General features: G+C 70.5%; 21 protein-coding genes. 9 read left to right on the top strand and 12 right to left on the bottom strand.

Annotated elements, in window-relative coordinates:
* Positions 1-43: 43 nt before the first annotated feature.
* From Ahu01nite_RS37540 to Ahu01nite_RS37530, 3 genes are all read left to right on the top strand, one after another.
* On the top strand, positions 44-223 hold the full coding sequence (locus tag Ahu01nite_RS37540) for a DUF6104 family protein (protein WP_203841487.1): 180 nt from the start codon (positions 44-46) through the stop codon (positions 221-223).
* 89 nt (positions 224-312) lie between these two features.
* Complete coding sequence (locus Ahu01nite_RS51905) at positions 313-414, top strand: hypothetical protein (RefSeq protein ID WP_344572513.1); 102 nt, start codon at positions 313-315, stop codon at positions 412-414.
* Between the two features lie 156 nt (positions 415-570).
* Positions 571-1,614 (top strand): putative bifunctional diguanylate cyclase/phosphodiesterase, encoded by a 1,044-nt coding sequence (locus tag Ahu01nite_RS37530; protein WP_239159463.1) that lies wholly within the window; start codon positions 571-573, stop codon positions 1,612-1,614.
* Here Ahu01nite_RS37530 and Ahu01nite_RS37525 read toward each other — a convergent pair.
* The 5 genes from Ahu01nite_RS37525 to Ahu01nite_RS37505 are packed head-to-tail and all read right to left on the bottom strand — an operon-like array spanning position 1,544 to position 6,872.
* A complete protein-coding gene (locus tag Ahu01nite_RS37525; protein ID WP_203841486.1) occupies positions 1,544-2,971 on the bottom strand; it encodes a ferredoxin reductase family protein in 1,428 nt (475 codons plus the stop codon). The two genes, Ahu01nite_RS37530 and Ahu01nite_RS37525, sit on opposite strands and share 71 nt — an antisense overlap.
* A 56-nt stretch (positions 2,972-3,027) precedes the next feature.
* Entirely contained in the window at positions 3,028-4,275 is a 1,248-nt protein-coding gene (locus Ahu01nite_RS37520) for a sensor histidine kinase (RefSeq protein WP_203841485.1), read from the bottom strand.
* Positions 4,272-4,949: a response regulator transcription factor gene (locus Ahu01nite_RS37515; RefSeq protein WP_239159462.1), complete on the bottom strand. Its 678-nt coding sequence runs from the start codon at positions 4,947-4,949 to the stop codon at positions 4,272-4,274. Before Ahu01nite_RS37515 ends, Ahu01nite_RS37520 begins: the two co-directional genes overlap by 4 nt.
* Positions 4,950-4,975: 26 nt before the next feature.
* Positions 4,976-5,437 (bottom strand): FMN-binding protein, encoded by a 462-nt coding sequence (locus tag Ahu01nite_RS37510; protein WP_203841483.1) that lies wholly within the window; start codon positions 5,435-5,437, stop codon positions 4,976-4,978.
* 31 nt (positions 5,438-5,468) lie between these two features.
* Positions 5,469-6,872: a ferredoxin reductase family protein gene (locus tag Ahu01nite_RS37505; RefSeq protein ID WP_239159461.1), complete on the bottom strand. Its 1,404-nt coding sequence runs from the start codon at positions 6,870-6,872 to the stop codon at positions 5,469-5,471.
* 175 nt (positions 6,873-7,047) lie between these two features.
* Between Ahu01nite_RS37505 and Ahu01nite_RS37500 the strand changes: the two genes are divergently transcribed.
* Together Ahu01nite_RS37500 and Ahu01nite_RS37495 are read left to right on the top strand one after the other, a co-directional pair.
* Positions 7,048-7,590, top strand: coding sequence for a DUF2231 domain-containing protein (locus tag Ahu01nite_RS37500; protein ID WP_203841482.1), 543 nt, complete (start codon positions 7,048-7,050; stop codon positions 7,588-7,590).
* Positions 7,591-7,687: 97 nt separating this feature from the next.
* The gene (locus Ahu01nite_RS37495) at positions 7,688-8,392 is read left to right on the top strand and encodes a VIT1/CCC1 transporter family protein (protein WP_203841481.1); all 705 of its coding nucleotides are present in this window, start codon (positions 7,688-7,690) and stop codon (positions 8,390-8,392) included.
* A 623-nt stretch (positions 8,393-9,015) separates the two neighbouring features.
* Here Ahu01nite_RS37495 and Ahu01nite_RS37490 read toward each other — a convergent pair.
* The 7 genes from Ahu01nite_RS37490 to Ahu01nite_RS37460 form a co-directional block, all read right to left on the bottom strand.
* A complete protein-coding gene (locus Ahu01nite_RS37490) occupies positions 9,016-11,667 on the bottom strand; it encodes a DUF4132 domain-containing protein (protein WP_203841480.1) in 2,652 nt (883 codons plus the stop codon).
* A 128-nt stretch (positions 11,668-11,795) separates the two neighbouring features.
* The gene (locus tag Ahu01nite_RS37485) at positions 11,796-13,508 is read right to left on the bottom strand and encodes a DUF1996 domain-containing protein (RefSeq protein ID WP_239159460.1); all 1,713 of its coding nucleotides are present in this window, start codon (positions 13,506-13,508) and stop codon (positions 11,796-11,798) included.
* Positions 13,509-13,735: 227 nt separating this feature from the next.
* Positions 13,736-14,017: a hypothetical protein gene (locus tag Ahu01nite_RS37480; RefSeq protein WP_203841479.1), complete on the bottom strand. Its 282-nt coding sequence runs from the start codon at positions 14,015-14,017 to the stop codon at positions 13,736-13,738.
* 208 nt (positions 14,018-14,225) lie between these two features.
* Positions 14,226-15,470 carry a hypothetical protein gene (locus Ahu01nite_RS37475; protein WP_203841478.1) on the bottom strand — a complete coding sequence of 415 codons (1,245 nt, stop codon included), beginning with the start codon at positions 15,468-15,470 and terminating at the stop codon, positions 14,226-14,228.
* Entirely contained in the window at positions 15,470-16,051 is a 582-nt protein-coding gene (locus Ahu01nite_RS37470; protein WP_203841477.1) for an RNA polymerase sigma factor, read from the bottom strand. The genes Ahu01nite_RS37475 and Ahu01nite_RS37470 overlap by 1 nt, the downstream gene beginning before the upstream one ends.
* Before the next feature lie 183 nt (positions 16,052-16,234).
* Entirely contained in the window at positions 16,235-17,107 is an 873-nt protein-coding gene (locus Ahu01nite_RS37465) for a hypothetical protein (protein WP_203841476.1), read from the bottom strand.
* 3 nt (positions 17,108-17,110) lie between these two features.
* Complete coding sequence (locus tag Ahu01nite_RS37460) at positions 17,111-17,455, bottom strand: hypothetical protein (RefSeq protein ID WP_203841475.1); 345 nt, start codon at positions 17,453-17,455, stop codon at positions 17,111-17,113.
* Positions 17,456-17,528: 73 nt separating this feature from the next.
* On the opposite strand from Ahu01nite_RS37460, the gene Ahu01nite_RS37455 reads away from it, so the two are divergent.
* From Ahu01nite_RS37455 to Ahu01nite_RS37440, 4 genes are all read left to right on the top strand, one after another.
* Entirely contained in the window at positions 17,529-18,131 is a 603-nt protein-coding gene (locus Ahu01nite_RS37455) for a hypothetical protein (RefSeq protein ID WP_203841474.1), read from the top strand.
* A gap of 3 nt (positions 18,132-18,134) precedes the next feature.
* On the top strand, positions 18,135-18,458 hold the full coding sequence (locus Ahu01nite_RS37450; protein ID WP_203841473.1) for a hypothetical protein: 324 nt from the start codon (positions 18,135-18,137) through the stop codon (positions 18,456-18,458).
* Complete coding sequence (locus Ahu01nite_RS37445; RefSeq protein WP_203841472.1) at positions 18,448-21,432, top strand: CHAT domain-containing tetratricopeptide repeat protein; 2,985 nt, start codon at positions 18,448-18,450, stop codon at positions 21,430-21,432. The genes Ahu01nite_RS37450 and Ahu01nite_RS37445 overlap by 11 nt, the downstream gene beginning before the upstream one ends.
* Before the next feature lie 355 nt (positions 21,433-21,787).
* Entirely contained in the window at positions 21,788-24,325 is a 2,538-nt protein-coding gene (locus Ahu01nite_RS37440) for a DUF3376 domain-containing protein (protein WP_203841471.1), read from the top strand.
* Positions 24,326-24,332 lie beyond the last annotated feature (7 nt).

Below are 24,332 nucleotides of genomic sequence, written 5' to 3'. Positions count from 1 at the left end.
CGGGGCCGCGTGCCCCGCCCCTGCCGTTTTTAGTATCCGGGGCATGTACGTCACGGATCGTGAGATCGAGGAACTCGTCGAGCGGCACGGCACGGAGCCCGTGTCGCTCGAGTGGGTCGGCGAGCAGCTGCGGCCGGACGTCGACATGAACCCCGAGTTCGAGACGCCGATCGAGCGGTTCGCCACCTGGCTGGCCCGCGACGACGAGGACAATGAGGACTGATCGGCCGATCCGGCGGGTCTCGGCATCCTCTCGAATGCTCGCCGCCGTCGGGGGCCCGATCCTGACCGCCGGGGTCGCCGGCGGTGTCGATGGCCCTGGGCGAGTACGTCTCGGTCAGCAGCCAGCGCGACACCGAACGCGCCCTGCTCGCCAAACGATGTCTCGCAACTCGGTGCAGGCGTTGCCGGTGACCGGTTCCGGGTCAGCCGGCCAAGGCGATGATCTTCCCCGGGCACCGTGGAGTCGGTTTGGTTGATCACGCCCTCCGTTAAACCGGGGGAAGCTCATCTCGACGTCACCGGGCTATCCGAGGTGCTCTGCAGTATCTCTTAACCTGCGCACCAGCGGTGTACGACCACTGCCGTCGCGTTGCCGGCGACGATCCACGCCATATCGGTCGACCAAGCGCGTTCGTCGATCACCGGCTGGTCTCGCTAAGGGGTTCTGGCGACTACACCGGCAAGACCTACGATCCGGCGGCCGACCGGGACGCCCCGGACCGGGTTGCCCTGCTGGGTGAGCTGCGGCAGGCGCTCGACGCCGATGATCAGATCGTGGTGCACTATCAGCCCAAGGTCGCCGTCACCGACGGCCGGCTCGTGGGTGTCGAAGCCCTCGTCCGATGGGAACACCCGCAACGGGGCCGGATCGCACCGGACGCCTTCATCCCGATAGCCGAGAACACCACGCTGATCCGGACCCTGACCACCAAAGTCATGACGGCCGCGATCACGCAGACGCGGGCCTGGGCGGCCAACGGGCTGCACATCCCGGTGGCCGTGAACCTCTCCGCACGGTGCCTGACCGACCCGGATCTTCCGCACCAGGTGCTGGCCCTGCTCGCCGCCAATGCGGTGCCTCCGTCACTGCTGCACCTGGAGATCACCGAGAGCGCGGTCATGACCGACCCCCAGCGCGCCATGCTCGTGCTGCGGGACCTGCGTGACGCCGGCATCCAGCTGTCACTGGACGACTTCGGCACCGGACACTCGTCCATGTCATACCTGCAGCGCCTGCCCGTCGACGAGCTGAAGATCGACCGGTCCTTCATCAAGGACCTCGTCACGAACCGCGGCGACCAGGTCCTCGTACGCTCCCTGATCGACCTCGCCCACAACCTCGGGCTGCGAGTCGTAGCAGAAGGCGTCGAGGATGAGCAGTCCCTGGGTCTGCTACGCGAACTCGGATGCGACGTGGCACAGGGCTACCACCTCGGCCGCCCCGCCCCGGCATCCGCGCTGGATTTGCAGCGCGCTGCGGTGGCCGCGCGCTGCGGTGGCCGCGCGCTGCGGTGGCCGCGCGCTGATCCGTACACCGTGGTCACCGCCAGTCGAAATGCTCGCGGTGCAGGTTCCGGCGAGCGATCCCTGCCGTACGAAGGCTTTGGATGAAGGCGTTGACCATCGGCTCGGGCCCGCACAGGAACACCGACACCTGGCGGGGGTCGTCGTCGGCGATGGCGGTCAGGGCGGCGTCCGCGCTCAGGTAGCCGCTGGTGCTGCTGTCGTGCAGGTGTAACCGCAGGTGGGGAACCCCGGCGGCGAGGGCGGCGATCTCGTCCGCAAACGGTGCCGGGCCGGCGGTGGTGTAGAAGAAGTCGATGCGGGCGCCCACATGGTGGGTGTCGTGCGAGCGGAGCCAGCTCAGGAACGGGGTCACGCCGATGCCGCCGGCGATCCAGAGCTGCCGGGCCGTGCCCCTGGTGTGCGCGAAACGGCCGTGCGGGCCGCCGATCACGGCGGGCATGCCCGGCGCGACCGATTCCTGGATCGCGTGGGTGTCATCGCCGAGTGCTTTGATACTGAACCGCAGCTCGCCACCGCTCGGGGCGCCGGAGATGGTGAAGGGATGCCGACGCCAGCCGTGGCGGCCCTCCAGGAACAGCATCGCGAACTGTCCAGGCACGAAATGCAGAGGCCGTCCGACCGGTGTCAGCGTCACTTCGGTCAGGCCCCGCGCCACCGGGGTCACGGTGGTCACCTGGTAGTCGTGCAACGGCAGGAAGAACCGGGCGGCGGTCTCCCGGTAGACGTAGAAGACCAGTCCGGTCCCGCCGACGGCGAGGTAACTCCAGCGCAGCACCGGCGACCCGAACGTGGTGGCATCCAGCAGGCCGTGCACGAACCCGGCCGCGAGCAGCAGGCCGGTCAACCGGTGCAGCGACCGCCAGCGCTCGTACCCGCCGAGCACCAGCCGGCCGATCGCGGCCGTCCGCCGCGCCACTACGGTCGTGCCGAGCCGGTCGACGCGACGCAGGACATCTGGCGGCAGCCAGGACAGCAGAGACCGCCACCGGGGCAGCATCGCCCACAGCGCCAAGGCGGCCAGACCCCAGATCCCGATCTGCGCGAGCAGGCCGCCCATCCCGGAACCGTGACCCTCCGGAGGTGGTCCGGTCTGGCCCACCGGGCCGGACGGTCGATCACCCTGGGCGAACAGAAGGTGCGGGATGAGCAGTAGCAAGCCGGTGATCGACAGCCGCCGGTGCCAGATCGCGGCCTTGTCGATGCCGTCGAACCAAGTCTCCACCGCGGGCAGCACCGAGATCAACACGATCGCCACCGCCATCAGCAGCACTGCCTCGGCCCCGACCAGCTGACCCAGGAACGACCCCCATCCCACGCCGGCCGGCCGGCATACCAACCACACGACGCCGAACACGCCAGCCAGCACCATCACGCCGGCAGGCCCGACGGTACGGGCCGGCGGCACCAACCGTGACAACGGAATGAAGGCCGGACGGGTCACCACGCTCACCTTGCCGACGATCCCACCGGCGAGCGACCGCGGTGGCGAAATGCCACCTACCGGACCAGGTCTTCCGACGCCGGCGGCAGCCTGATCGTGAACGCGGCGCCGTGGCCCGGGCTGCCCCACGCCTCGATGGTGCCGCCGTGGCCGGTGATCACTTCCCGGGCCAGCGCGAGCCCGAGTCCGAACCGGCGATGATCGTGGTCGCCGGCCCGGGCGAACCGGGCGAACAGGCGTTCGGCGTCGGCCGGGTCGAACCCGGTACCGTTGTCGCGGACCACGACGGTGACCATGGCGCGGTCCCGGCCGAGCGTGACACTCACGTGCCCGCCGGTCTCGGTGTGGCTCAGGGCATTGTCGACCAGGGCGGTCAGCACCCGGCGCAGGGCCGCCTGGTGGCCGAGGACCCTGGTCGGCTCGCCGACTCCGGGGTCCAGTGTCAGGGCCACGTCCTGGTTCCGGGCGCGGTCGGCCTGTTCCGCGATGACCGCCGATGCCACGGCTCGCAGGTCGATCGGGGCCTGGGCGTCGTCGCGGCGGTCGAGCTGGGTGGACAGCAGGAGATCCTCGACGACCTCGCCGAGGTGCCGGGTGCCGGTGACGAGGTGGTCGACGTCGGTGGTGACATCGTCCAGGTCGGCGCCGGCGCGCAGATCCATCTGCAGCAACTGTGCCCGGGTGTGCAGCTGGGTCAACGGGGTCCGCAGCTCATGGCTGGCGTCGGCGACGAACTGCCGCTGCCGGGCCAGGGCTTCGGCGAGGGGTGCGGTGGCGCGGCGGGCGAGCAGCGCGGCCGACAACAGTGCGATGAGCAGCCCGACCACTTCGCCGGCCAGCAGGGCGCCGAGGAGCCGTTCGCGTTCGTCGTGCTGCTCGTGGCGGCTCATGACCACCTGGACAGTCCGGGTCCCTCGCTGCCGGGTCAGAGCCAGGTAGCCGCCTTCGCGGCCGTCGATGCGGGTCGTCGCGGTCGGCGCGCCGGCGCGGACCCGGTCGAGCGCCTCCCGGTCGGGAAGCCCTGCGGGCACATCGTCGCTAGCGTCGATCCCACCGGCAGTGTTCTGCACGAAGATCCACACACCGGGTGGCGGATCGTCGACGTCCTCCGCCGTTGCCGCGGTCTGCCGCAGCAGTGTCGCGGCGGCGGTGTTCTGGCTGTGGATCACCACGATCAGTGCGAGCGCGCCGAGGACGAGCAGGCTCACCGTGATCGCGGCCGCGGTCTGCGCCGCGATCACGTGCCGGGCCCGGGACAGCAGGGCCTGGTCCGGATCGCTCCTGGCCGTACCGGGCCGGTTCATCCGTGCCCCAGCCGGTAACCCACTCCTCGTACGGTGGCGATGGCGGTTACCCCAAGTTTGCGCCGCAGGTAGTGCACGTACGTGTCGACCAATGCGACGCCGGAGGCGTCGGGGAAGACCTGGGTGACGATCTGCTCGCGGGTGAACGCCTGTGCCGGGTTCTGGGCCAGCAGGCGCAGCAGGTCACTCTCGCGGCCCGACAGGGCCGTGACCGCACCGTCCGGGCCGGTCACCGTCCGGGCGATCAGATCGAAGGTGGCAGCACCGACGGCGAGCCGCTCCCCCGCCCCGGTCCGGCCGCGCAGAAGTACCCGGACGCGGGCCAGCAGCTCATCGACCTCGAACGGTTTGACCAGGTAGTCCTCGGCCCCGCTGTCCAGGCCGGTCACCCGGTCGGCGACGGTGCCGAGGGCGGTCAGCACGAGGACCGGGACGGTGACTCCGGAACGGCGCAGCCGGCCGAGCAGGTCGAGGCCCTCGATGGCGGGCAGCCCGCGGTCGAGGATCATGGCGTCGTAGCTGCGGGTCAGGGCCAGGTGCAGCCCGGCCTGGCCGTCCGGGGCGAGGTCGGGCTCGTAGCCGGCCCCGCGGAACAGGCGCAGCAGCAGCGGGCCCAGCTCACGGTCGTCCTCGACCACCAGCACTCGGGCGGCGGGCAGGGCAGCATCCGTCATGGTGTCACTGTCGCAGGCTCGCATCCTCATCCGCCGTGTGCCGCCTCGAGCGCCGCCTGCAGCGACTGCCGGTAGCCGTCGCTGGTCACGGTGGCTCCGCTGACCCCGTCGATCCGGGCGCTCTGCGCCTGGAGGACCTGCTGCCGCAGCTTCGGCAGGGCGTAGGCGTTGATCTGGTCGTCGTGGCTGTTGCCGGTCGGCCGCTGCAGCACCCGCACGTCGGTGATCTTCTTCCCGACGATTGTGGCCTGGATCTGGACCGGCCCCCACCGGGTCTGCGCCACCGTGCCGTTGACGGTCGTGGTCCGCACGGCGGGCTTGCGCGACGGGGAGCCGGCCGGCGGGGCCGAGGACACGTCGGGGACGATCCCGGGTGCGGCGGCGGCCGAGGTGGTGCCGGGCAGTACGCCGCCGGTGCTGGTGCGGAAGCTGAACAGCAGCACGAGCGCGGCCAGGGTGGACACGATCAGCAGGGTGATCCGGCGCATTCTCATCGTCTCCCCGGTCGGTGCAGTGGGTTCACCATGCGAACTCCTCGGCATGGATGTGATCAGGGCCGACGCCGGCCTCGCGCAGCGTGGCCCGCACCCCGGCCATCCAGGGCGGCGGCCCGCACAGGAACGCGTCGTGCTGGGCCACGTCGGGCACCAGCCATCGCAGCGCGGCCAGGTCGCTGACCTGTGCGAAGCGGGCGGGCAGCCAGGATCCGGGCCGGGCCCGGCCGCCGTCGAGGTAGATCACCCGGACCTGACCGCGGCGGTCCGCCTCGTCCAGCTCGGTGCGGAACACGGCGTCCTCGGGCCGGCGGATCCGGTACAGCAGGGTGACCTTCGCGCCGGACCCGGCGAACTCGTCGAGCAGCGCGCGCATGGTGGTGATCCCGACCCCGGCCGCGATCAGCAGCACCTTCCGCGCACCGGATCGGCGGTCGGCGGTCAGGGCGCCGTAGGGTCCTTCGACCAGCACCCGGGTGCCCGGTCGCAGAGTCGCGGCGCGGGAACTGCCGTCGCCGAGGTCCTTGACGGTGATCCGCAGCAGATCACCGGACGGTGCGGACGACAGCGTGTACGGGTGCGCGCGGGTCCAGCCCGGCCCGTCGAGGAAGCGCCAGAGGAAGAACTGCCCGGCGCGGGCGGGCAGCCGGTCCAGGCGGTGCCCGCGCAGATACACCGACACCACCCCCGGCGCCTCCGGCACGACGGCGTGCACCCGCAGCCGGTGATACGCCGACCGGTACAGCGGCAGGCCGACCCGGAACACCACCACCGCCCCCAGTGCTGCGCCGTACAGACCCCACCAGTACAGCCGCGCGGGTGCCGAGGCGACGAAATCGGCACCGGTCCACAACTGGTGCGGCAGGGCCAGCCCGACCCCGAGGTACGCGTACAGGTGAATGAGGTGCCACGTCTCGTACCGTTGCCGGCGCCGCGCCAGCCGGATCGACAGCACCACGACCAGGACGAGAAGTACGGTGCCGGCCGCTGCCAGCAGCATGCCGGGATATGTGGCGACCAGGTCCCAGATCTCGGCGACGACCCCCGTGCCGCCGGACTGCGCGTAGCCCACGGTGATCAGCACGACGTGGGTCATCATCAGCCAGAACGAGCAGAAGCCGACGAGGCGGTGCCGGCGGGCCAGGGTGTCCTGGCCGTAGCTGCGCTCGACCCACGGGATCCGGGCCATCAGCAGAACCTGGAGCAGCAGCAGATCGGACGCGACCAGACCGGTCACCCGGCCGATCGAGGTCGCCGCACCACCCGGTGCGGCGAACCCGCGGAGCCCCTTGTTGTGCAACCAGAGCGCCACCACGACGACCACGCTGAGCAGTGCCGCCGAGCCGGCCAGCTCGGCCCACCACCGTCGCGGCGCACGCAGCCGGCGGCTCGTCCGGCCCGTGCCGATCAGCCGGACCCGTCCTGTCACTCTGGTCACGCTCACGGCAGGTCACGGCCCCTTCCTCGTTCGGCTGACCGGTCCAGCGTCTCCGGCGAAAATGGGAAGACTCGAAGATTCGGTCCATAGCCTTTGCCCCGGACGCTCGGCCGATCTCGGGTCAGCTGGTTCGCGTCGCCTCCGCTGTCGTCTTGGAAGGACATTCATGGGCTCCGTCAACGGACTGCCGGCGCACATCCTGCTGGTGCACGCCATCGTGGTCCTGCTCCCGCTCGCCGCCCTGCTGCTCGTGCTGACCGCCGTCTGGCCCGCGGTGCGCCGCCGCCTGGCCGGCCCCAACGCCATCCTGTCGGTGCTGGTCGTCGCGCTCGTGCCGGTCACCACCAGCGCCGGGGAATGGCTGGAACACCGTGTCGCCGAAACAGAGCTGGTGCGCGACCACACCGAGCTCGGCGACACCGCCATCTGGGTCGCCCTGCCGGTGGCCGTGCTGGCCCTGCTGATCTGGTGGCGGCAGCGGGAAGCCACCGCCTCAGCCGGCACTGCTGACACTGCCGGCACCGGTCAGCGGCGCACCTACCTGGCCCCGTTGTCGGTCACCATCACTCGGGTCGTCGCCGTCCTCGCGATTGTCGCCGGCACGGCCGCCGTCTACGACACCTACCGCATCGGTGACTCCGGAGCGAAAGCCTCCTGGACCGGCAACTTCAGCCCCGCCGCCGCGCCCGGAGGACCCGACGGCGACTGAGTGAACCCGGCCGGAGCCATGCCGGATTCCTCTGTCGTCAACCGGATGAACGGGAGCACACTGCGATCATGCAGACCGACCACCCGGCACCGCGACCATGACGCATCCCGGCGAACCACACACCGGCGGGCTGGCCGGCCGGTTGAACTGGCTGAGGGCCGGGGTGCTTGGCGCCAACGACGGCATCGTGTCGACCGCGGGCCTCGTCGTCGGCGTGGCCGGCGCAACCCTGGCCAGCGGCCCCGTCATCACCGCCGGGGTCGCTGGCCTCGTCGCCGGTGCCGTGTCGATGGCCCTGGGCGAGTACGTCTCGGTCAGCAGCCAGCGCGACACCGAACGCGCCCTGCTCGCCAAGGAACGCACCGAGCTCGCTGAGTCCCCCGATCAGGAACTCGACGAGCTGACCGCCCTCTACGAAGCCAAGGGCCTGACCGCAGCGACCGCACGCCTGGTAGCAGAGGAGCTCACCGCCAGGGACGCCTTCGCCGCCCACGCAGACGCCGAACTGGGCATCGACCCCGACGCCCTCACCAACCCCTGGCACGCAGCCGGCGCCTCAGCGATCGCTTTCACCGTCGGCTCGCTGCTCCCGCTGATCGCGATCCTGCTCCCACCGCCGCACCTCAGGGTGCCGGTCACCTTCACCGTGGTGATCCTCGCCCTCGCCGTGACCGGCGCGGTCAGCGCCCGGCTGGGCTCAGCCGGTATCTCCCGTGCCGTCACCCGCCTGGTCGGCGGCGGCGCCCTGGCCATGGCAGTCACGTTCGGCATCGGACAACTCGTCGGCGCCGCTGTCGGGTAAGGCCAGGTGCGAGGTGTCACTACAAGCCGGGGTTCTGGCTGGCGGGTTCCGGACCTGACGAAGAAACCGCTCACACCGCCTTGAGCATCCTAGGAGGCTGGGTCATCGTATATTGCAGCGGTGCTGGCAGCCCGCGGTCATCGCAGTGCAACGCTGCCGCGAGTGGCCAACGTTCGCGCCGCCGCCAGGCAAATTCCTGCCACCACAGGCCGGCGAGGCGATGGGGCTGGGGTGCGCGCCTGCCGGAGATGCTGTCGCCGGGCCGGGGTGCTCTGGTGTTCGCGGGCTACCTCGTTCTGGCAGCGGTCGTGGCCGGATGGCGGCTGCAGCACTCGGACGCCTGAGCTCGACAAGGTGGCTTCCCGGCATCGCAGGTGCCGCCCCGGTGTCGGTCGCGGGCGTTGCCGAGGCGAGTGAATGGTTCGAAGACCCGTTCCCGGTCGGCTCGGGAATGCCGGGGCCGTCGTCGGCGATGCTGATGCGCAGGCGGCTCGCCCCGGACCCAGCCCGTCCGGGTGGTGCCGGCGCCGCGCCAGTCGATGCGCGCCGGATCGGGCTCGTGCCTCTCGGCCACCACGACGGACGCACGCCGGAGGTTGATTCGCCGGCGGTCACCGTCAGCTCTACCGGGTGAGATAGCGGACTGCGCGGATGGTCTCGGAAACGGCGATCGGGTTGCTCGGATCGGTGCGAACTGCGCGGAGACGGCCCAGGTCGTCGGGCTCGGAGCGCAAGGGATCCCAGTCGTCGTACAGCTCGAGGTGGATCGTCTCGCCACCGAGAACCGCACGGCTGAGGCTCGTGTGGCCCTCACCGAAGCGCCAGCCCCGCGCGGCGAGCGCGTAGAGCCGCCGGCGCGGGAAATCCCGATCGAGGTACGGCTCGTACGGCTCGGCCTCGTAAACCTCCCGCTGCACCTGCTGGAACGGCTGCACGATCACATAGTCGGCGAAAATGTCCGACCAGGTGGCAACATCGAGTTCGAGCGGATGCGCCACCCGTATGACGGCGTCGCCGGGGAGCACTACCGCCTGATCGGAGACGTCGGCGAGGGAACCGTCCTCGGCCACCCGGAAGGCCACCCCGGCGGACGAGATCCAGACGAGGCGGCGGGTGAGCACCCCCATCAGCGGATGCCTCACGAGAAACGCGAGGAAATCCGGCAGTGCCCAGCCCCGGCCGGCGACCATGGCGTCGTCCAGGGCCCGGATGCGGTCGGCTCCGATCGTGGTGAGCTCTTTCTTGAGTCGCTCGAAGCCGGGATGGCGGCGGGGCAGCCGGTTGAGGACGACGCCCGAGGCATTGCGGAGGACGGGGCTGAGCGACTCGTCGACGGTGACGGTGTAGAGCTCGTCGCCGACCTCGAGGGTGGTGCTGCCCCTACGGTCGAGGCCCAGGTCGGGCACGATCCGGTCGTCGAGCTGCTCGCGGCTCAGGCCACGGACGGCGGCGACCTTGTCCAGGCGTTTCCCGGCGTGGTTGCGCAGGCCCTTGGTGCGGGCCTTGGTAACCGTACGGTGCAGGTGGGTGATGGCTGTGTCCGTGCCGATCGAGGCGAGCGCGTCGAGGACGGCGGGCACCCTGGCAGAGGCCTCGACGGACCAGACCGGCAACTGCGCGGCGAGGTCGTCCGCGGTGGTGTCGGTGCCGAGGTGGCCGAGCGCGGTCATCGGGAAGCGGCTGCCGTCCGCGTACTGGAATTCCCTCCACCGTTCGAAGATCGCCCACGCGAACCGGGCCGCGGACACCGGATCGAGCGCGGAACGGGCGGTGACGAGCGCCGGGTGCGCCTTGTCCGGGGTCGAGCGGGCGATGAGTGCACAGAGCCGGTGCGCGGCGATCGGGGGCAGCGCTCCGGTGGCCGTCTCCAGCACCGGGAGACGTTGCACGACCAACCAGGTGGGTAGCCGGGGTGTGCGGCCCGGCACCTCGGCGAAGCCCTCGGGAAGCTCGCCGCCGGGGTCGGGGACGGTGTCGACAGGAAGCAGGGGGTCACCGGCGGGGAGCACCCGGGCGGCCCGCTCGGGGTCACGCCGGATGGCGGCGAGCAGGGCGGGTAGGACGTAGTCCCGTTCCCGCTGCTCGGCGAGCACCGCGAACGCGTGGTCACCGGGTAGCGCGGCGAGGAACTTCACGATGGCCCGGCCCTCGACGGCGGAGCGGACGGCGGGCCATTCGCCCTTGGTCTGCGCGGCCATCAGCCCGGACAGGCCCGCGCCGACCGTGGTCACCCGGCCGGCCCGCAACTTCTCGACCTTGTCGCGGGCGGCCGGGGGCAGCGGTGACCAGTCGGTCCTGCCGTTCCTGGTCACGACGGCGGCGAGGAGGTCGGTGGCCAGGCCGGGGATGCTGAGCCGCAGATCGGCCAGGACGTGGGCGCAGAGCAGCGGATGCCGGATCAGCACCGTCGACGAGGAGACCAGCAGATCGAAGCGGGTCACCGCATGCCCCTCCCCCACGGCGGCTTCGAGCAGCAGCCGTACGGTCTCCTCGTCCGGGCAGAGCTCCAGCAGGCGCACAGTCTCGTCGGCGTAGCCCCGCCAGCCGCTGCGCAGCTCGGAACAGAGGTGCCGGCAGTCCTCGCTCATCAGCGCAGCGGCGGCTGCGGGGCCGACGTTGCGCAGCACCGTGCCGAACAACTCCTTGCTGTACAGATAGGTGTCACCGGCCAGGGTGTGCCGGCCGACGTGGCGCAATCGCTCGACACTGCGTACCGAGAACAGCAGCAGCCTGGACAGCTCCGTCCGCTCCCAGTGGGGCAGGTCGCGGCAGTCCTCGTCGATCCAGTCCGTGCGCTCGGGCACCAGATAGGAAGCGACGAGCCGGGCAGCGGGGTTGTCGCGACGCGGAGCCAGCTCCGCCACCACCTGGCCGATCAGCGCGGGTCCGGCGTGGACCAGTCTCGGGCGCAGGTGCTCCGCGAGGTAGATCGCCTCGGACGTGAAGGGCCCCAGGCCGGCCAGTTCGGCCACGGCCGCCGCCGCGAACGGCAGGCCGCCGAGGTCGAGCCAGGCGTCGACCAGGATGTCGAGGCTCAGGCTGATCGTGCCGTTCGGACCGCCGGTGGCGATCGCGACCTCGGCAACGCCCCGCGGTGTCGCCGAACCACCCGACCCGGTCAAGAAGTCCAGAGCCCGGGCACCCTCCGGGCGAAGACCGAGGCTGGTGGTACGGGAGAGCCAGTCGGCGTACCGGCTCAGCACATTGGGGCGAGGGTCGATCGGACGCAGGTCGGCGACGCAGCGCAACCAGTCCGCGGGAATCTCGAAAGGCACGCAGCGAAGCTAGCCCACCCCTACGACAAAAAATTCCACCCGATGGCGTCACGAGTCGCCGAGGGCGCCGACGAGGTTTGGTAGACCTCGATGGCGCCATCGGAGTGTTCCCCGGAAAGAGTCCGCGGTCAGCGGCAGGTCTTGCCCTTGTTGATGCAGGTGGCGATTCTCTGCATGGTCTGCGCGGAGTTGACGTTGATGAAGTCGTTGTGGTCAGAGAAGGGGTTGTGGTCTTCCTCGGGGAAGGAGTCCAGCGCGTACTGGCCCTTGGTCTGCACATCGCGGGGGATGTCGTAGGAGAGGGTGATGCGTAGCTGCGGGATCGCGGCGAAGCCCTGCTTGCAGGCGCCGGTTCTGGTATCCGCGAAGGCAACGTGGTCGCGGTGGTTGGTGCTGTCGATGTTCTTGCCGTCCCAGCAGCCGGGGAAGTCCTGAACGCGTTGGACCTGCTGACCCGGCGGGCAGATGGGGTACTTGTCGGAGAGGCGGTCGGTGAAGCCGGAGCAGGCCCAGGTGGCGCGGGCGTTGGCCGGACCGCGGCTGATCGGCTTGGCGTCACCGGTGAGCGCCCGCAGGAATTTCGGCATCGGGACGACCTTGCTGATGGCGTTGCCGCGGTACTCGATGCGTACGGATGCGGGCCGGACGATGCCGCCGGTGTTGTTCGGCAGTTCGAGGTTCGGGCCCTGCGGGTCGGGCAGGGCGGCAGGAGCGCTGGGCACCGCCGCTCCACCGTTCTGGTTGCCCGGGCCGTTCTGGTTGGGGGCTTGGTCGGTGACGGTGCAGCCGGCCAGCTTCTCGAGGCCCTGCGGGCGTGCGGCACGGCGGGAGATGGCGATGCTGATGCGATCCAGGACCGCGGTGCGCTTGGCCTTCAGCGGCCCGAGGATGGCGTTGTCGACGAAGTTCTTCCCGCCCTGTCCGCGGGTGGTGACGAGACGTTCATTGGCCTCGGAGATCTGCCGGTCGAGTTCGGTGAGACCGCGGTTGACCTCGTCGAGCGCAGCGGTGGGTATGCCGGGGAGTTTGTCGCGTACGGTCGGGCACTGGACTTGCTGGTTGGCAGCCAGACCGGCTTTCACGCTGGCGACGGTGTGGCGCATGGCGACGTGCATGCCGTCGTAGTTGGTGTCGCATTCCACGAGCGAGATCATGCCGGAGGTCCGGCCGCCACCGGCCGCGGCGATGCTGTCGCTGATGCCTTTGATCAATGCGGTGCGCTGATCGCGCAGGTCGGCCAGAACGGAGGAGTTCAGGCGGGCATCGATGCGGCCCTTGCCTGTCGCCATCCGCTCGTTGGCCGCGGCGTATCCGCGGTCGAGTTCGGCCAGCCTGTTGTCGACGGCGCGTTTGGCCTGTGCGGGCACGGCGGGCAGCCTGTTGCGCACGCTGGGGCATGTCACCATCGGGGTTGTCGCCGCGAGGGCACGCTGGGTGTCGGCTCCGGACCGGACGGTTTTGTCGATGCGTACGACGGGCCAGAAGTAGGAAGACTTGTCGCCGTTCTTGCAGGTGGTGGCGGAGGCGTCGAGGTCGGCGTTGGACGAGTTCGCGGTGATGGCGAGGTTTCCGACGAAGTCGTGGACGTGTTCGGCACCGTTCTTGATGCCGGGTTGCGCCACGGGGTTGTCCGGGCTGAACTTGCCGTTGCCGTTGGTGCCGCAGTCCACAGTGAAGGAACCTTTGGACGCTCCCGGACCGGATGCGGGATTCTGCACGTTGGGCCGGACGTTCTGGATGGCGACGAACTGGTTGATTTCGGTGGACGCGTCCGCTGTGCCTTTGCCGCCGCTGGAGACGAAGGTGGCGGTGAGGATCCCGGACACGGCGACGACTGCCACGGCCACAGCGATCCTTGGGGTGGTGATCTGCTTTCGCCCTACTCGGCGTGGTGTAGTTCGCACGCTTTACTCCTCATGGTCTTTGGGGGATTCCGTGGCCGGCCCTGGTGTGAAGTCGCCACTCGCAAATACGGGGAGAACGAAGCAGCAGACGGGTCAGCGGTGACCGCGTAAGCAGTCGGTAAGAACTCGGGCCGCTGATGATCGCGGCAGGCGCCTTGCGCTGGTTACCAGACGACGAGGCCTTCCATGCCGGATCCGTCGGTGAACGCGGGCAGACCCTCGTTCTCGCTTTCCACGAGGGTGAGTTCACCGTTCGGGCCGATTCGGAATCCCTCGACAGTGCCTGCGAGCATGTTCTGGACGTACAGCAGCGTGCCGTCGACGGTGGCGGCCAGGACGATCGGACCGGCGCCCCGGGCTTTGGCCGGCGCAGCGTCCGGGTCCTTCGCCGCGGCCTCGGCGGCGACCTCCGCAACCGCTTCCGGACCACCGGCGGCGGCGATCACGCCGTCCTCATCACCGATGCTGACTTTTCCTCGGCCGTCGACGGTGTAGAGGCTGATGATGGAGCTGCCTGGTTTGGTGCCCTAGAAGAACTTTCCGGCCCGGGCAATCCAGCAAAGCACCTGCTGGCCCGACTCCACTGACGGCGTGATGACGTCGACCCTCACGCAGGTTTGAGATGCGCGCCAATGGTGGCGCTACAGATGCCTCTCAGCCTCCGATCGGGGCGGTCGCCACAGTGGCGCCGTCCGAAGAAGTCAGGGTGAGGACGTATCGGTGTGGGCCGGTGATTCCCGGCAGGACGAACATGCCGTCGGTGACCGCGGCGGAGATCGGCTGGTCGCCGCCCTGCAGGGTGACGCGGTCCACGCGGTCGTCGAGGACCAGGCCGCAGATCAGCTCCGTGCTGCTGCTCCGCTGGCCCTGCTCGTCGATCACGAAGTGGTAGAAGGCACCAGAGGTGATCACGTACGGGTTGGGGCCGGCCTCACGCGCCGCCGGCGAGACCGGGGTGCGCCCGTCGGTCACCAGCAACCTGGCGGTGCCCTGCTCGTCGTCGACCAGGCAGAACGCGAGCAGTCCGGCGTACCGGGCGGTCTGCACACGCTCGGTGGCGGTGAGCGTGACGGGGGCGGCGGCCTGCCAGGCGTGCGCGTCGACCAGCGGCGGGCTGCCGGCCTCGGCTTCACACGAGGGAAGGCCGGTACGCGTCGGCTGCGGGCGGTCCTTGCGGGGGGCCACCGCGGCGGGAAGCGTTCCGGACTTCCCAGCAGTGGGGTTCATGCCGAGCAGTAACTCCAGTGCGGGCGGTCGCGCCGTGACACCGTTGGGGATGACGAACGCGCCGTCGCGGATCTCCGCCGGGATCTCGGAGCCGTACGCGTCGGTGGCCATCTTCGGATCCTTGACGGACAGGTACTTCTCGCCGTCGGCGACAACGCCTGCGACGGTGCCGTTGGCCGACACGTAGGTGATGCGCGCGCCGGAGGCGGGCCGGCCGGCCGGGGCGGACAGCGCCACCGTCTCCGGGGTCAGCTCGCAGAATCTCAGCTTGCCGCCGGAGCGCAGAGTGACCAGGGTGACGCCGCCGGACGACGAGGTGAACAGCGGCTTCCAGCCGTCCGCCGCGCAGCGCTGCGCATCCTCGGCGGTCGCGCTGTCGCGCTGGTCGTACCGCGGCGCCGGGGCGGACGGCGACTCGGGCGCGTCCTGTTCGACCGGAGGGCTGCTGGTCACCGGGCCGCCGCCCGGACCAGGCCCGGGCGAGGCGCCCGTCAGCATCGGGATGCCCACCGCCGTGACGGCAACCGCGGCCGCCGCCACGGCGACGACCATACCCGTACGGGCGGGGCGAGCGGGCCGGTCGCTGATGCCCACGGCCAGCCGCCGGCGGGCCTCGGCCCGGACACCCAGGGGCAGCTTGCGCGGCGGGGGAAGGTCGTTGAGGTCGAACATCACTGTTCCTCCGGAACGCTTCGGTGCAGACGCGCGCGGGCCCGGCTGAGCCGGGACTGGACGCTGTGGACGGTGATCCCCAGGATCTGGGCGGCGTCCTCGGCCGAGGTACCGCCGAGCAGACACAACTGGACGGCCTCCCGCAGCGCGCGAGGCAACTGGTCGACGGCGGCGAGCACCCGGACCAGGCGGGCGGCCGCGGCGTCACGTTCCACCACCCGCTCGGCATGGTCGGACGCTTCCCGGCCGAGCAGCCGGGGCAGGGCCGTGAACAGCCGCGCCACCCGGCGGCGTTCGCTGCGGCAGACATTGCCGGTGACGACGTAGAGCCAGGGCAGGGCACTGCCGCTCACCAGCCGCAGGTCCTGCCGACGCCGCCACGCGGTGAGGAAGACGACGGAGAGCAGCTCGTCAGCCTCGGTCCACGAGCCGGTCAGCCGGTACGCGTAATTCCACACCTTCTCGCCGTGCTGCTCGTACAACTCGGTGAAGGCAGTCCGATCTCCGGCTAGGACAGCGTCGCGCAACGTGGCGTCGGTCGGCGTCTGGTCGGCGGCGGGCGGCGCGCCTTGTTCGGACATCACACCCCCTTGTTGCCGCCCGCCCCCTCCCGTCGCCAATCCGGAACAGTGACCTGGACCACACCATGGAGACGTCTTACGCCCGCGCCGGCTTCCGAGAGCAGGCCCATCGCGCTCGCTACGCCATGACCATCAGGACCGGCCGCGTCGGCGCGCCGATCAGCACCGTCGGCACATGATCCGTCAGCCGCCTTTGCGCAGGCGGGCCGTGATGCGCGCGCCGAGCTCCTTGGTGAGTTCGTCGCCCTCAGCGGCCAGGCCGAGCGCGCGGGCGAGCGAGCTGCCGTAGAGGTCCACCGCGGCGTGTGCCAGGTCGGCGAGCGTCGCGGCGTCTCGGCGCATCCGCCACCACGCGGTCAGGGCGACCGAGACGCCGATCAGGGCCGCCGGCCACCAGGCGATGCCGACGAGCAGATAGAGCAGGCCCCATGCGGCGAGGGTGGTGGCAGCGCGGAAGGCGGCCCGGGCCTCCTTGAGTTCGGCCCGGGCCGCGTCCGGCATGATCAGCCAGAGCCGGGGCCAGGCCGAGACGAGGTCCAGTTTGTACTCGGTCCACACCAGCTTGTCGACGGATGCCAGGCGGTCGCCGATCCAGGTCGGGCGGCTCGGCTCGGCCGGCGCGATCCGGTTGCGGCGACCGGCGAGCTCGTCGATCACGTCACGGGCCGAGTTTGCCAGGACTGCCTCGGCGTAGGGGTTCGCCGCATCGGCCCAGCGCGCCTGACGATGCTTTGTGGCCCATTCGGACGGGACCAGCCAGTTGCCCAGGGCCAGCTCGTAGACGAGCAGGCCGCCGCCCCGGGCCAATACACCGGCCAGAGCCGCGCTCAGCAGCACCCCCACGCAGGTCAGCACGATCCCGGCCGAGCCGCCTGCCGAAATCCGGGTCCCGGCGGCGGTTGCCTTGTCCAGCAGGCGGCCGGTGTCCGCCCAGTGCCCGTGCCCGAGCGCTGTCGCGACGGCGGCCACGCCGGTGAGGATCAGGCCGGGTATGGCCAGCAGCCGGATCCAGACGTCGGCGAGCCGCCCACCGACCGCGGAGAGGAAGGAATCCACCGCTCACGGCTCCAGCAACCGCAGCGGCTCGTTCTCGACGGCACAGCGTGGCACCGGCACTCCGGGCTGCCGCACCCAGACCCGGGTGCAGGTGCCGCCCGGACAGCCGAAGACCTCGGCGCGGGTATGTCCGGCGCTGGTGGACCACGGCCAGTTCCGGACCGGGCCGGCGTAGGGGACACCGAGCACCCGACACAGCTTCACCAGCTCGTCGGTCACGTCCCGGCCGCCACGGGCGTCATCCACCATGCCGGCAAGGCGGGTGGACTGCTCCGGGGTGCGCGCGGCACGGGCAAGGACCGGCAACAGTACGCAGAGATGCGCCATCTGGTCCTGAGCGTCGGTCACCATGGCCTCCGATGTCGGTCAGCCGATCCTAACGGGACATCGCCAGGTGGCGATCCGTTGTTACGCTGTGAGGATGAAGCTCCCGGTGGCGCGGACTTTCATGGAAATGAACCTCTACCAGGACCTGAACCCCTGCGAGTGCGGCTCCGCGAGGTTCAAATCGGATTCGGCCACGCTCGGTTCCTGGAGCGACGGCTCGCTGGTCCGGACCCGCATCGGGAAGTGTCTCGACTGTCATCGGGAACGCCGTTTCGTGTACGGCCTGCCCGACCGCCCACCCGCATCCGGCGGGACGTCGTGGGACGGCTTCTTCGGCGGCCCGGAGCCCTCCGAGCTGCTCGACGCGGGCGAGTGGCTGTGGGTCGCGCATGCCATGGCGAAGTCGGGGCGCAGTCCCGTCCCGGGTGCACCGCCCGACCGGAACAATCAGCAGACGCTCACGATCTGCCTGGCCGCCTTGGACGAAGTGCTCAAGTTCATCCCGGGGCCGGGCCAGCGAGACGAACCGCCGTCCGACGCGTTCTGGACCCGTCGTGGCCTCGCCAAGCGCGACGAGCTACCCGGGCAGTTCCAGCGGGGCCGGCTCGGCGCCTACCGGTCGGTCATCGTGCGGCTGGTTCAGGAGTCAGGAGGCGGCTGGTCCGACGGTCGGCCGGTCACCGGGCAGGTGCGCTGACCTGTGGACGGGCGGATAGTGCGCGACCTGCGAGAGCGCAGCGCCCGGTGGGCCGACGAGGGGGACACCTCCGCCGTCCTCGGCTCCGACGTCAACTACCTGATCGAGGCAGTGACGTCGCCCAACAGCGGATTCGACCCCGACGCCGCGTACGCCGTCGCCATGATCTGCTGGGCCCGTTACCGCATCCTGGGCCCCCGCGACGGCTTCAACGCGCTGGCCAGAGCACTGCGGCTCTTCGACGAACTGCACCGGCGAGGCGACGATTCCGCCGGGGAACCACCGGCACCGGTCCGGCTGCTGTTCTCCTACGCCGATGAGCGCTGATCCGGCACGCGCTTTCGCGTCCTCCTTCCTGGCGGAGGCCCGTACTGCCGCCGGTGAGGTGTCGCCGCGGCTGTTCGACCACTTCGGCATCCCCCAGCTCGAGGAGATGTACCGATACCAGCTGCTGCGCCCGTACGACTGGGTGCAGGACCTGACCCAGGGCATCATCTCCAAGGCCGCGGGCCGGCTCGACAAGCTGCTGCCCCGCGACGCGGCCACCCGGCAGGCAAACCTGGTCGCCGCCGGCACCGCCTGCACGGAACTGCTGATCGGCGGTCCCCACGGGATGTACGGCGACGCGCCCACCGGTGAGCGCACGTTCCGGCTGGGACAAGTGCTGTTCCGGTGTCTGATGCAGAGCTTCGACGTGCTGGAAGAGGAACGCCCCGGCGTGCTGACCGCCGTCGCGAAGGTGTTCGTGGCGCACCCCGCCCACCGGGAACGGGCCGTCCTGTTCGCCGCCGCCGAACGACTGACCGAGGATGCCGCGCATTTCGCTCCCCCCGGCAACGCACAGCGCCCCGCGGTTCTGCGGCTTCTCGGCGGGATTCGCCGCAAGCGCTACCTTCACGGCGGCGACCTGCGTGCGCTCGCCACCGCTGTCGACGCGCTGAGTGAGGCGGTGCGGCTCAGCAGACCCGCTGAGCGGGCGGATGCGCTTGCGGACCTGGCGACCGTACTGATCGATCGGCATGCGATCACCGGCCTGGGTGAGGATTACGACCAGGCGATCGGCTGTCTGGCGGAGGCTGTTGATCAGCGGCCTCCGACGGCGGACCATCTGATCGCATACAGCCGGGCATTGTGCACATCGCGCACCACCGACGACGCAGACCAGGCAGTTACCCAGGCCGAACAGGCCTGCCGCATCTCCCGTGGCCCTGCGCCGCTCGGCGCACTCGGCGCCGCCCATCTGCACCGCTACGCCCTCGACGGCGACCGCAAAGATCTCGACCGGGCCGTTGCAGCGCTGACCGAGGCAACCCGCGAGCCGACCGGCACCGGGCACCGGACCCGCCTGTCCCACCTCGGCGAAGCCTTGACCGCCATGTACGCCGTCACCGGCAACACCCGCACCCTCGAGCAGGCCGTCCTCACCCACCGGCAGGCCACCCTCGGCCTGCTGCAACGACCAGTGGACGCGTCCGCCGACTGGAGCACAGCGCTCACAAGCCTCAGCGAAACCCTGCTCCTGCGCTTCGAACGGCTCGGCGACGAGGCCGCACTCGACGAGGCGATCACCGCGCTCCGCTCCGCGCTGACCCCGCCACCGCCCGCGATCCTCCGGCATGCCCTCGTACGATGCCGTCTCGTCGTCGCGCTACGCCGGCGGTACTCCGCGTCCGGCGGCACCACCGCCCACCTGCACGAGGCCCGCTTGCAAGCAGACCTGATCGCCGCGCAGTTCCCGCCCGGCCACCGCGACCGCGCCGTGGTCCTCGCGGAACTCGATGAAGGACCCGTCGCCGAGCCGATCCTCGAAGGACTGCAGCATCGTGCGTACGCCGAACCGGAACGCAGCCCAGCACGCGCCGGCCGGATGCTGGCACTCGGCCGCGCCCTGGCCGCCCGGTTCGCCGAAACCGGATCACCGCAGGACCGTACGCAGGCCATCAACGCACTCACCGCCGCACAGAACACCAGCGATCCCGTCACCGCGAGCGCCGCCGCACACGACGCCGCTGTGCTCAACGCCCAGGGCGGGTCATGGCGGGCCGCTGCCGACGCGTACGCCACAGTCGTGGATCTGATGCCTGCCCTGGCCGGCACCGACCTGAGCCGGGAGGATCAGGAGCACCGCCTCGGCCTCCACACCGGAGTCGCCGCCGACGCCGCAGTCACCCTCCTGCGTGCCGGAGGCTCCCCCGCCGATGCCCTCGCCCTGTTGGAACGAGGCCGTGGCCTGCTGACCGCCCGCTCCCTGCCATCGCTGCCCGACGCCACAACCGCCCGCACGACGGACCCGGCACCGGTCGTCGCGATCGTCCTCAGCGACCACGGCTCCCACGCCCTCATCAACGCCGACGGCGGCGTCGCCGCGATAGCCCTGCCGGACGCCCACCGGACAACCATCGACGAGCAGGCAGCCGCCCTCACCCTCGCCCTGGACCTGCTCGCGGACGACCGCCACGACCCGGAAATGCGCTACCGCGCCGGCACCTTCCTCGACCGGCTGCTCGCCCTGATCTGGGACACGATCGCCGAACCGGTCCTGGACACCCTCGGCCCGGCGGCCCACCGCATCTGGTGGATGCCGACCGGCCTGCTCACACAGCTGCCGCTGCACGCCGCCGGCAGGCATCACGGCCCGCGCGGCGGCACGGTCCTCGATCGGGTCGTCTCGTCGTACACGCCGACGCTGCGGAGCCTGCGGACGGCAGCCGCGACGGTCGGCACCCGGGGCCGGTGGGATCGACAGCCCCTGACGATCGCGGTGCCGGGCGACACCCTGCCGAACGCCGAACGGGAGGCGTCGCAGGTCGCGGCCCGCTACCCGGGCGGACGCCTGCTGAGCGGCGGCCAGGCCACCCGGACCGCTGTCATGGACGCGCTCGCCGGCACCACGACCGTACATTTCGCCTGCCACGCCGACGGCAGCCCCACAAACCCGTCAGCTGCCCACCTGCTCCTGCACGACGAGACACGGCTGACGGTCCGCGACATCAATGCGGTGAACCTGCCACAGGCCGTCCTCGCATACCTGTCGGCCTGCGGGACGGCACGCGGCGGTGTCACCCTCACCGACGAAGCGATCACCGTCGCCGGGGCGTTCCACCTGGCCGGGTTCCCGCACGTGATCGGCACGCTCTGGTCGGTGCGCGACGACATCGCCCGGGACATGGCAATCCGCATCCACGGCGCACTGGAATCCGGGCCGGCCGAGGCGGTGCACCACGCCGTGACCGAACTGCGCGACCAATGCGAAGGGGGAAGCCCGGCGCTCTGGGCAGGCTACCTCCACATCGGGCCCTGAGCCCCGGCCACGACCGAGCCATCGCCGCTCCGGCATCAGTCACAACGCGCGGTCCTGCGCGCCCGACGTCGCACCACCAGCGACTCGGCTTCGACCTTCGGCCCGCCATCGACGACGACACAACGATCTTCGATTTCTGGGTATCTCTGCCGAAGGACAACGGGCCGTTCTTCGTAGAGGCGCGTCTGATGACAGAAACGGGAAGCCCCCTCGTCTTCAACAAGACGATCTCGTTCACTGAGATACTTACTGTCGGATTTGCGATATTTGACCATTCCGTAGGTATTTTCCGAGAAACCCGCGGCCTCTGAAGGTTTACCTGTTCAGGGGGATCTCGAGGTGGGTGGAGGAAGCGATGGCCAGGACGCAGGTTCGGCTGGGTTTGGTGTTTCAGGGCGGGGTGTCGCTGGCGGTGTGGATGAGCGGCGTCGCGCATGAGATTGATCTGCTGCGGCGGGCCGGGGCACCCGACCGGCCCGGGCCACCCACCGATGGTGGGGACTGCGACGGCGACTGCGGCGGGGACGAGGCGCTGTGCCGGTGGCGGGCACTGTGTAACCGCCTCGATGTCGATGTGATCGTGGATGTGGTGTCGGGGACGAGCGCGGGCGGGCTCAACGGCGCGTTTCTCGCCTGCGCAGCTGCGGCCGGGAATCCCCTGCCGCAGCTGCGGAATCTGTGGGTCGACGCCGCCCAGTTGCAACGGGGCAAGCTCCTGCGGCCCGCGGGCGGCGAACCGGTCCCCAGCCTGTTGGACGGTGATTTCTTCGCCGGGCAGATCCAGGATGTGCTCACGACCGCGTTGGAAGAAGGCGGCAGGAAGGTGGGGCATCCGGTCACGTTGCTCACCACCGCCACGGCGCTCGGTGAGCAGACCATGGCGTGGGCGGACTGCACCGGCGATGAGTTCGGGGTCGCCGATCATCGCCGGGTGTACAGCTTCCGCTACGACCCGGCCTCGGTGAGGTTCACGCCGCAGGAGGGGTTCACCGCCGGGGCGCCCAGTCAATTCACCAAGGATTCCATCCCGGTGTTGACCCGGGCTGCCCGTGCCACGGCCGGTTTCCCGGCGGCTTTCACCCCCGTCGCCGAACGTGACGCCGGCGCGGATCTGAGCGGTCATCGGGTCCGCGGCGGGAACGACAACGGGGTGCTCATCGACGGGGGCGTGCTCGACAACACGCCGTTCGAGCCGTTGCTGGAGGAGATCGGCCGGCGCACTGTGGAGGGCGATTGGCGCCGGATCATCGGCTACGTGACCGCCAACGATGGCCTCGCCGATTCCACGGTTGATACCGGCACGCCCACAGCCGGCACGAAGAAAGCCGTAGCGCAAGGCTGGTTCCCGGTTCTCACCAGTGCGCTGCGGATGGCGTCGGAGACCTCGTTCCGCAACGGCGTGGAGGCTCTGGCCCAGCGGTCCCTCGACGCGCAGGGCGGCTCCGGGACGGAGTCCGCCTTCACCGACGCCCTGTCGGATCCGGAGCGGATGGGAGCCGCCGCCGAGGCGCTCTACACCCGCTACCGGCATCAGCGGGTCGCATCCGGCGCCCTGGACGCGTGCCTGGCCCGCGATGCCCGCGGTGCCATCCGACCGGTCTGCACTCCGTCGCTGGCGGACGTCGATCCGGACGCCGCGCCGCTCTGGGTGCCTCCCGCCGCGCTGGCCGACGCGTTCGAGCTCGCCCTGCAAGGCGACTGGCGATGGGGTACGGCCGTCGCGGACCGCACCGTACGGTTGCTGATCCGGCACCTGAGGGTCACGGGCGCGGACATGGCGGCGCTGGCCGGTCTCAGCGAGGTGCTGACCCGGGTGATCGCGGTCCGTGACCATCTCACCGGCCGAATCGCCCAGGCACCGAGTAACGACAGCGCGGCCCTGGTGCAGGCCGTCAACGAGGCGAGCGAGACCAGCGGCAGCTCGCAGGTGCTGGGCGACCTGATGCGCCGCGCGGCGCTCGCCTATGATGCCGGACGCGCGGACGAGGTTCTGCGTGCCGCGTTGGTCGTCGAGGTCGTCTCACACGCCGTTGCCGGTCCCCACGCGTTCAGCCGCACGCCCCGCTTCGACGTGGTCCGGATGGGCCCCGACGTCGAGTCACCGGTCGTCCCGGGCAATCCCGATCGCAGGCCGCTTGGCTCCTGGAAGCTGTACGGCACCCAGCTCGGTCACTTCGGGGCGTTCGGTGAGGCCGACTGGCGCCGCCACGACTTCCTGTGGGGCAGGCTGGACGGCGCGGCGCATCTCATCAGGGCGCTCGCCCGGGTCTCCGGCAGCCCCCTGCGCGAGCCCGCCACAGCCGCCACGTGGACCACTACGGTGCAGGACATGGTGCTCGCCCAAGAGGACACTACAGCGGAGGATCTCAACGCAAGCCTCCGTACGGTCAGCGGTCTCGACGCGAAAGCGACGCTCGACGCGATGCGTCACACCGAGCCGGGACGCCGGGCGATCGCGGACACCGTGACCGACACGCTGCGCATGCTCCGGACCGGCGGACAGGGTGTCCCCTCCGCCCTGACGGCCGCCGGCGGCTGGGCATGGCTCATCCTCGGGCCACGGCCGCCGCTCCGGTCCTGGACCGCGGTCTGGAAGCTGCCGCTGTGGGCCGCCACAGCCTTCTGGCCACGTCACCGGTTCTGGCACCGCGTGCGTGAGCTCAGCAGCCCATCGCCACAAGAGGCTGAGCTCAGTCAGGTGCCGGTCGAGCATGGGCCGTCAACCCCCAGTGCACATCGGGCACGGAAGCAGGCTGAGGATCTCGTGCGTCTCGAAACCCTCGGCCACCATCCGCAGACCAAGATCGCGGCCGAGGTCGATGACCGATCGCACGATGACCGGGCAGGCGGCGTTCACGGGCAGGTTAATGAGAGTGCTCCGGCCGATCTCTAAACAGTTC

The organism is Winogradskya humida (assembly GCF_016862215.1).
In the GTDB taxonomy this organism is placed as follows: domain Bacteria; phylum Actinomycetota; class Actinomycetes; order Mycobacteriales; family Micromonosporaceae; genus Actinoplanes; species Actinoplanes humidus.
The sequence above is the reverse complement of the archived record's forward strand: the minus strand, read 5'-3'. Positions and strand labels throughout refer to the sequence as shown.

Coding starts and splice junctions, on each gene's coding strand:
- Ahu01nite_RS51905 (WP_344572513.1), top strand. CDS start 313: ATGGCCCTGGGCGAGTACGTCTCGGTCAGCAGCCAGCGCGACACCGAA.
- Ahu01nite_RS37515 (WP_239159462.1), bottom strand. CDS start 4,949: ATGACGGATGCTGCCCTGCCCGCCGCCCGAGTGCTGGTGGTCGAGGAC.
- Ahu01nite_RS37495 (WP_203841481.1), top strand. CDS start 7,688: ATGACGCATCCCGGCGAACCACACACCGGCGGGCTGGCCGGCCGGTTG.
- Ahu01nite_RS37520 (WP_203841485.1), bottom strand. CDS start 4,275: ATGAACCGGCCCGGTACGGCCAGGAGCGATCCGGACCAGGCCCTGCTG.
- Ahu01nite_RS37470 (WP_203841477.1), bottom strand. CDS start 16,051: ATGTCCGAACAAGGCGCGCCGCCCGCCGCCGACCAGACGCCGACCGAC.
- Ahu01nite_RS37540 (WP_203841487.1), top strand. CDS start 44: ATGTACGTCACGGATCGTGAGATCGAGGAACTCGTCGAGCGGCACGGC.
- Ahu01nite_RS37440 (WP_203841471.1), top strand. CDS start 21,788: ATGGCCAGGACGCAGGTTCGGCTGGGTTTGGTGTTTCAGGGCGGGGTG.
- Ahu01nite_RS37510 (WP_203841483.1), bottom strand. CDS start 5,437: ATGCGCCGGATCACCCTGCTGATCGTGTCCACCCTGGCCGCGCTCGTG.
- Ahu01nite_RS37445 (WP_203841472.1), top strand. CDS start 18,448: ATGAGCGCTGATCCGGCACGCGCTTTCGCGTCCTCCTTCCTGGCGGAG.
- Ahu01nite_RS37475 (WP_203841478.1), bottom strand. CDS start 15,470: ATGTTCGACCTCAACGACCTTCCCCCGCCGCGCAAGCTGCCCCTGGGT.
- Ahu01nite_RS37455 (WP_203841474.1), top strand. CDS start 17,529: ATGAAGCTCCCGGTGGCGCGGACTTTCATGGAAATGAACCTCTACCAG.
- Ahu01nite_RS37500 (WP_203841482.1), top strand. CDS start 7,048: ATGGGCTCCGTCAACGGACTGCCGGCGCACATCCTGCTGGTGCACGCC.